The organism is Streptomyces sp. NPDC057486 (genome assembly GCF_042802415.1).
Classification (GTDB): domain Bacteria; phylum Actinomycetota; class Actinomycetes; order Streptomycetales; family Streptomycetaceae; genus Streptomyces; species Streptomyces yanii.
Genome location: NZ_JBHVEE010000241.1, coordinates 1 through 6,985 on the forward strand (window position 1 = coordinate 1; position 6,985 = coordinate 6,985).

The window sequence follows — 6,985 nt, forward strand, 5'->3', positions numbered from 1 at the left end:
CCCCGCACCCAAACCCACCCCGCTACAATCCCCACACCCAAGCCGTTGACCAGCAGTAATGGAAAAGTACGGCTGGAGTACTAGGACTTGTCCGGCCGATCACGGGGCATACTGGCCGGTATGCCTTTATCGCTGCACCACATCGTTGTCGACGCCCACGACCTGCCCGCCCTGGCCCGGTTCTGGGCCGAGGCGCTGCGTTGGCGGATCCTGTCCGAGCGGGAGCGGGAGGTCGTGATCGGACCGGACGAGACCGCGCCGGTGGGCATCTGCTTCATGCCGGTGACTGACCGCAAGGTCGTCAAGAATCGCCTGCACCTCGATCTGACGTCCGCCGCGGAGGACCGGGAGGCCGAGATCGAGCGCATCCTCGCACTCGGTGCCCGCAGGGTGGATGTCGGGCAGAGCGGCAACGAGTCATGGACCGTGCTGGCCGATCCGGAGGGGAACGAGTTCTGCGTAGTCCGCCCGAAGCAGACCCTCATCGGCTAGGACCAACACGGCTCAAAATCACTGGTATTGGCACTAGGTGTATTGCCCTGGGAGGTTGGGGACGCGGCGGGCGGCAACGGCGTGGACGATGGCCGCCACGTCCGAGCGGTCGGTGGGCTGGGCGTCGACGGAGTTGTGGATGGAGAAGCCCTCCACGAGGGCGTCCAACGCCCGGGCGGTCAGAGGGTCGAAGTGGCGGGCCAGGGATCGGCGGCTGGCCTGCATCCAGGAGCGCATCACCTCGCGCAGTTCGGGGTGGCGGGTGGCGAACGCGTACAGCTCGTAGCTGAGCAGCAGGTTACGGTCGGTGCCCCAGACCTTGCCGCAGATGATCTCCACGACGGCGGTCTCCGCCTCCTCGGGCGTGCGCGCCGCTTCGAGCAGGGCTCCGTAGCGCGAGGAGACCGATTCGGCGAGACGGGTGAACGCCGCGGTGAGCAGGTGCTGCATGTCGTCGAAGTAGTAGGTGAGCGAACCGAGCGGCACGCCCGCCGCTTCTGCGATCTTGCGATAGGTCACCTTGATGGCGCCGTGCTCGGCGACGACGTCGAGGGCCGCATCGAGAATGCGCTCGCGCCGGTGGGGGTCGTTGGGGCCGCGGGAAGTGCCGGTCATCGCTGTCGTCCGCTCTTCTTTCTCCCGCACCCGAGTGTGTACATTTGTACATACCCGGATGCCGATCCTGTCGCTCACCGGACATTCTTCCGTACTCCCGTGGAGCTTCCCCTTGATAGACCGCGCCGTACGCCGACGCCGTCAGGCCCTGTTCCTCTTCTTCTTCCTGCCGGGCATCGCCATGTCCTCCTGGGTTACGCGGACCCCGGACGTCCGCGATCAACTGGGCGTGTCCACCGGCCAGATGGGGCTGATCCTGTTCGGCCTGTCCGTCGGTTCCATGTCCGGCATCCTGTGTTCCGGTCGCCTGGTGTCGCGATTCAGTACCCGGCCCGTGATCGCGCTCGGCACCGGCCTGATCATCGTGAGCATGGTTGTCATCGGCGTCGGCAGCGCCGCGTCGTCCGCGCCGATGGTCGCCGCGGGCCTGTGCATGTTCGGGGCGGGGATGGGGGCCGGCGAGGTCGCGGTCAACGTGGACGGGGCCGACGTGGAACGCCTCACCGACACCGCCGTCCTGCCCACGCTGCACGGCTGCTTCAGCCTCGGCACGGTCATCGGCGGGCTGATCGGAATGGCCGCCACGGCCGCCGCCCTCCCCGTCGCCTGGCATCTGACCGGGGTCGCCGTGGCCGCCGCGGGGATCCTGGTCTACGCCCTTCGCGCCATCCCCGCAGGCATGGGGACCAAGGAGACCTCCCCCGCCACGGGAACGGCACAGCACTCCGGGCCCCCCGTGTGGCGTGACCGCAGGCTCCTGCTGATCGGCGGCATCGTCCTGGCCATGGCACTGGCCGAGGGCGCCGCCAACGACTGGCTGCCTCTGCTCATGGTGGACGGCCACGGGCTGGACGCCGCACTCGGCTCCCTCGTCTTCGTCGGGTTCGCCGCCGCGATGACCTTGGGGCGGTTCAGCGGCACGTACTTCCTCAACCGCTTCGGCAGGGGAGCCGTCATACGCGCCAGCGCCGTTTCCGGCGCCGTCGGGCTCACGCTCGTCATCTTTTCCGACAGCGTCGTCGTGGCCGCCGCGGCCGTCCTGTTCTGGGGAATCGGGGCTTCCCTCGGCTTCCCCGTCGCCTTGTCCGCGGCGGGCGACTCGGGCCCCGACCAGACCGCACGCGTGAGCCTTGTGGCCACCATCGGCTACGTCGCCTTTCTGGTCGGGCCGCCGGCTCTCGGCTTCCTGGGCGACCACTACGGGCTGCGCTCCGCGATGCTGGTGGTCCTGGTGTTCGTCGCCGCGGCCATCGGCATCGCACCCGCCGCCGACACCCGCAACCCTGGTGTGACACGCGGAAGTTCATCGCAGGGCACGCCGCCCGGCGCTCCGGTCTCCGACATGTGGCCCGGGGAGCGGTCCAGCGCGGCCGACGACCGGCGATGAGGCACCGGGTTCACCGCGCGGGTGCGTCCAGTTTTCGTGCCATGGTCGGCAGGAAATTCAGCACGAACGGGTAGGTGCTGAGGTTCATGCGGCCCGGGGTCACACGGGGGAAATGGCTTCGGACCGCATGGACGGGCGTAGGGGCGTCGCGGCATGGACACGCGCCGCGTGGCAGCACTGCTTCAGGCACCCCAACCAGCGGCCCACCGCCGGACTGCACCCAATGGCGAATCGGCGCTCTGACGCAGCCGTCGATGGCCGCGGCAACATGATCGATCGTGCTATTGCGACTGGCTCACCTGGGTGTGACCGACGCCTTCCAGGGCGTTGCCGACGGTGCAGCCGCCCTCTCCGGGCATCCGCTGGATCCGGGGCGGCACCCACACCTCGGTGGCGCCGGGGCCCACGCGGGCAAGAAGGCAGTCCTGCGCGTCGAAGCCATTGCCCTTTACCGACAGGAGAACGCCGACCCGGCCGCCGCCCGCCTTCACCTCAGTACGGATCGCCGGATGCAGGTCCAGGGCGGCGAGCGCACGGCGCACCTCGGCCTCGTCCACCCGGCCGCTCTCCGACACCCGTGGAAGTTTCGCGCGGAGCTCCTCGTACGGCAGCCGGGGCGGTTCGGGTGGCGGGGCGAAGGTCAGCGGAGGGCCATCCGGGCAGTCCACGTCACGGGGATCCTCACGCCACTCCGACTTGGGCGACACCCGCACCGCGAAGCAGCGCCGCACGGCGACCTCCTCAGGGTCGAGCCATCCGTCGTACGCCGAGCCGGACGTGCGGACGACCACGTCGACGCCGTCCCCTTCGTGTGTCGAGGTACCCGTCAGCCGCAGTACCTCCACCCCGTCGATGCCGGAAGCGGAGCGCCCGACCTCCTCCGCCGTGCGCGGACGCTGGCCGTAGAGCCGCTCGCCCGCCTTTCTGGCCACCTCCCGTGCGGCGTCCGTCGCCTCGTCCTCGGAGGACTGCACCACCCCGCAGCCGGCGGTGAACAGCAACAGCGGGGCGAGCAGCAGCAGTCGGCGCATGCGTCCACCCTTCCGGGGCCGCGCGCGGCGGGTAACGGCTCGCGTACTCAGACCGGCGTAGGTGATCGTACTCAGCCGGTGCGGCGATCAGACGTGGGCGCACCCTGAGAGGTTCCGGCGGTGGGTGTACACCTCGATCTCGATCTTCATCCGGGGGTCGACGAGGCCGCAGGCATCATCTCGGCGGCGGGCCGAACGTCGCCGAAGCGGCCGCGGTGCAGGGGCCAGCACGGCTCGAAGGCGTCGCGGCCGGGGAGGGTGAGCTGACGGGAATTCTCTCAGGTCCCGGGGGAGGAGCAAGTGTGGACCTTGCCTTTGTGCAGACCGGTCTGCTGGAGAGGTACCTGGACAGCGATGTGCTCTCGGCGACGGAGACTGATCTCGTTTCGCATCGTGGCCATCGGGCTCCGGGGCAGAAGAAGCCGGTTGGCGGGTCGATCTGGAGTCGGAAGTCGTTCGTCTGGGACGACTTCTACAACTTCCTCGTCGACCGGGACCTTCCCGCACACGTCACGCTCCTCCTCGCCCGCCGGGCGGCTGGTCCTGGATGTCTTGCGCGACGAACTACGGCGCCAGACACGGTCCGTTGGGGCCTCTCGGCGACCCGAGCACCATTGACCGAACCATTGACCGTCGACGAGCAGATCCGTAGCATCAGGCCTCGTTGCTGTGCGGATTCAGTTGCGAACTACCCGCATGACGCTTGGATCCGCACATTCTCCGACAGTGTTGGGGGCGAGCCAGTTGAGCGACTTCACCGACGACGAGCTGGGCATGAACCGGAAGATCCGCCGTCGCGACTTCCTGGACGGAGTGGCCCTGGGCGTGGGCGCGCTGGTGGCGGGGGGCATCGCGGGCAGCGCGGCGGCGGGGTCGGCCTCGGCCGCCGAGGCCCCGAGGGCCGATGCACGCTACTACCCGCCGACTGGGCAAGGCCTGCGCGGGTACACCGACGCCGCCATGAAGGTGCCGCACGCCCTCCGAGACGGAACCTTCTGGGACGACGCGCCGGAGCCCCGCGACACCCACGAGAAGTACGACCTCGTCGTCGTTGGCGGCGGCATCAGCGGGCTCTCGGCTGCGCGCTACTACCAGATGGAGTTCGGCAAGAACTGCAAGATCCTCGTGCTCGATGCGATGGACGACATCGGCGGGCACGCACGGCGCAACGAGTTCCGCACCACCGCTCGAACACTGCTGAGCTACGGCGGGTCGCAATCGCTGGAGTCGCCCTCGACGTATGCGCCGCCCGCCCGACAACTACTCACCGACATCGGGATCCGCGTCGAGCGGTTCGAGAAGTACTTCGACTCCGGCTTCAACGCGCGCCACGGCCTGGGGCGTGGCCTGTTCTTCGACAAGGAGTCCTGGGGCAAGGACCACCTGGTCACCTGGCAGAGAGGAACGCCGTACTCGACGATCCTCGAGGGCGCGCCGATGGCGGCCCAAGCCAAGGCCGACCTCGCCGCCATCTACGATGCCCCCCGGGACTGGATGCCCGGGCTCTCAGACCAGCAGAAGAAGGACAAGCTCGCCGACATCACCTACCTCGACTACCTGCGCGACTACGTCAAGGCACACCCCGACGCCCAGAAGTTCCTGCAGACCACGCCGAACGGCAACTGGGGCTATGGCGCCGACGCCGTCGGCGCGCTCGACGCGTCGATCGAGTTCGCCGGATTCGACGGGCTCGGCCTCGACTGGGACGGTGGCCCTGATCCGCGGATCGCTCCCACCGGCCACAAGGTGTGGACCTCGGAGGACGACTACATCTACCACTTCCCCGAGGGCAACGCAGGGGTCGTCTATTCGCTCGTGCGGAAGTTGATCCCGCATGCCATGCCGGGGCAGGGGATGGAGACCATTCCGACCAGCCGGATCCAGTACGGCGAGCTCGATCGGCGCCGCAACAACGTGCGGATCCGGCTGAACTCGCCGGCGGTGCGCGTCGTACACGAGGGCGACCCGGACTCCGCCCGCCAGGTGCAGGTCTCCTACGTGCGCAAGGACCGCTTGGAGACCGTCCGCGCCGAGCACGTCGTTCTCGCCTGTAACAACCAGATCATCCCGTTCCTGACCAGCGAGATCTCCCAGCGGCAGCGGGACGCCCTCAAGGACAGCCCGCGTCTTGCCCTCGTGTACACCAGCGTTCTGGTCCGCAACTGGAAGGCCTTGGACAACCTCAAGATCTCCAGCGTTCGGTTCCCGACCGGCTACTGGACGGGCGCCGAGCTGGACTTCCCGGTCAGCATGGGTGGCTACCACTTCCCTGACAAGCCGAGCGAGTCGGCGATCCTGCATGTCTCTCGCGCGGCGTGCCGGCCCGGTCTCCCGCCCCGCCGGCAGGGCGCGGCAGGCCGGGGCGAGCTGATCAAGACGAGCTTCGCGGAGATGGAGCGCAATCTTCGCGACCAGCTGGCCCGTGCCCTCGGCCCGGGTGGCTTCGACCCGGCGCGCGACATCAAGGGCATCACGGTCAACCGCTGGGCCCACGCCTACGCCTACGAGTACGGCCGTCCCTGGGACACGTTCTGGCCCTACGGCGAGCTGCCGAGCCACGTCGCCCGCCAGACGTGGGGGCGGGTCGCGATCGCGAACACCGACTCGGCCCCTCGTGCCTACGTCGACTCGGCGATGGACATGGCCTGGCGGGCGGTCCGCGATCTTGCGGGCAAGCCCAGCGACATCGTCTCCCGCGGTGTCGACGGTATCGCCTTCTGACGGAGCCCGAACTGGCCCGCCGACGTCACGCGTCTGTGGGCCATTCGAGCCTGAGCATCTCGTCGTGTGCGTGTATCGCCCGGGCATGACCGCCGAATACGTCGATCGGCACTGGCAGTCGTTCTTGAGGCGCTTCGATCTGAGGCACACCTTCCGGTTCGCAAAGCAGACGCTGAGCTGGACCCGCTCGAGCGGCAGCTGGGGGGAGGGGGGAACAGGCCACGGTTCGATGCGAGCGATCGGGAGTTCCCGGCGGCGTTGCTGCACCCGCTTCCGCGGGATGTGCTGCGACGTTTGCGGCTGCTGATACGTCCGGACACGGTGGTGCGATGGCACCGTGCGCCGGGCGATCGCACGCCACCTGGGCTGGGACACCGTGCCGCGATACGCCTCGCGCCGCGCACTGGCAGGACACCCTCCACGAGAACCGGCCCCGACCCAGCAGGCTGGACCCCTGCAAGACCTACCTGGAACGACGCTTTGCCGCGGGATGCACGAACGTCACCCGCCTGCACCGCGAACTCCTCGCCGAGAACACCCCCGTCACCTACCAGATGGTCCGCGCCTGCATCGCCACCCTGCGCGCCTCCCCGCCGCAGGCGCCGTCTCGGTGAATCGCATAAGGAAGATCAAGATCCGGCTCTTGCCGTGACCGCATACGTTCACCGGGTTGGTGAACCGTGGCGCCAGGAGCTGAGCTTCTAGAGTGAGGCGTCACAGCTCAGAGGCGGGTGGGGAG

The 6,985-nt window shown here is 68.6% G+C and carries 6 protein-coding genes; 4 read left to right on the forward strand and 2 right to left on the reverse strand.

Translation table 11 applies throughout. The features are described 5' to 3' along the window. The first annotated feature begins 120 nt into the window (after positions 1-120). A complete protein-coding gene (locus ACFU6I_RS47120) occupies positions 121-492 on the forward strand; it encodes a VOC family protein (RefSeq protein ID WP_384380356.1) in 372 nt (123 codons plus the stop codon). Between the two features lie 33 nt (positions 493-525). Here ACFU6I_RS47120 and ACFU6I_RS47125 read toward each other — a convergent pair whose 3' ends face one another. Further along, positions 526-1,107: a TetR/AcrR family transcriptional regulator gene (locus ACFU6I_RS47125; protein WP_384380359.1), complete on the reverse strand. Its 582-nt coding sequence runs from the start codon at positions 1,105-1,107 to the stop codon at positions 526-528. A 112-nt stretch (positions 1,108-1,219) separates the two neighbouring features. Here ACFU6I_RS47125 and ACFU6I_RS47130 point away from each other — a divergent pair, with 112 nt between their 5' ends. Continuing rightward, positions 1,220-2,494 carry an MFS transporter gene (locus tag ACFU6I_RS47130; RefSeq protein WP_384380360.1) on the forward strand — a complete coding sequence of 425 codons (1,275 nt, stop codon included), beginning with the start codon at positions 1,220-1,222 and terminating at the stop codon, positions 2,492-2,494. A gap of 281 nt (positions 2,495-2,775) precedes the next feature. Here ACFU6I_RS47130 and ACFU6I_RS47135 read toward each other — a convergent pair whose 3' ends face one another. Next, a complete protein-coding gene (locus tag ACFU6I_RS47135; RefSeq protein ID WP_384380363.1) occupies positions 2,776-3,525 on the reverse strand; it encodes a translation initiation factor IF-2 in 750 nt (249 codons plus the stop codon). Between the two features lie 744 nt (positions 3,526-4,269). Here ACFU6I_RS47135 and ACFU6I_RS47140 point away from each other — a divergent pair. Continuing rightward, entirely contained in the window at positions 4,270-6,246 is a 1,977-nt protein-coding gene (locus ACFU6I_RS47140) for an NAD(P)-binding protein (RefSeq protein ID WP_384380366.1), read from the forward strand. Between the two features lie 329 nt (positions 6,247-6,575). Then, complete coding sequence (locus ACFU6I_RS47145; protein WP_384380369.1) at positions 6,576-6,860, forward strand: hypothetical protein; 285 nt, start codon at positions 6,576-6,578, stop codon at positions 6,858-6,860. Positions 6,861-6,985 lie beyond the last annotated feature (125 nt).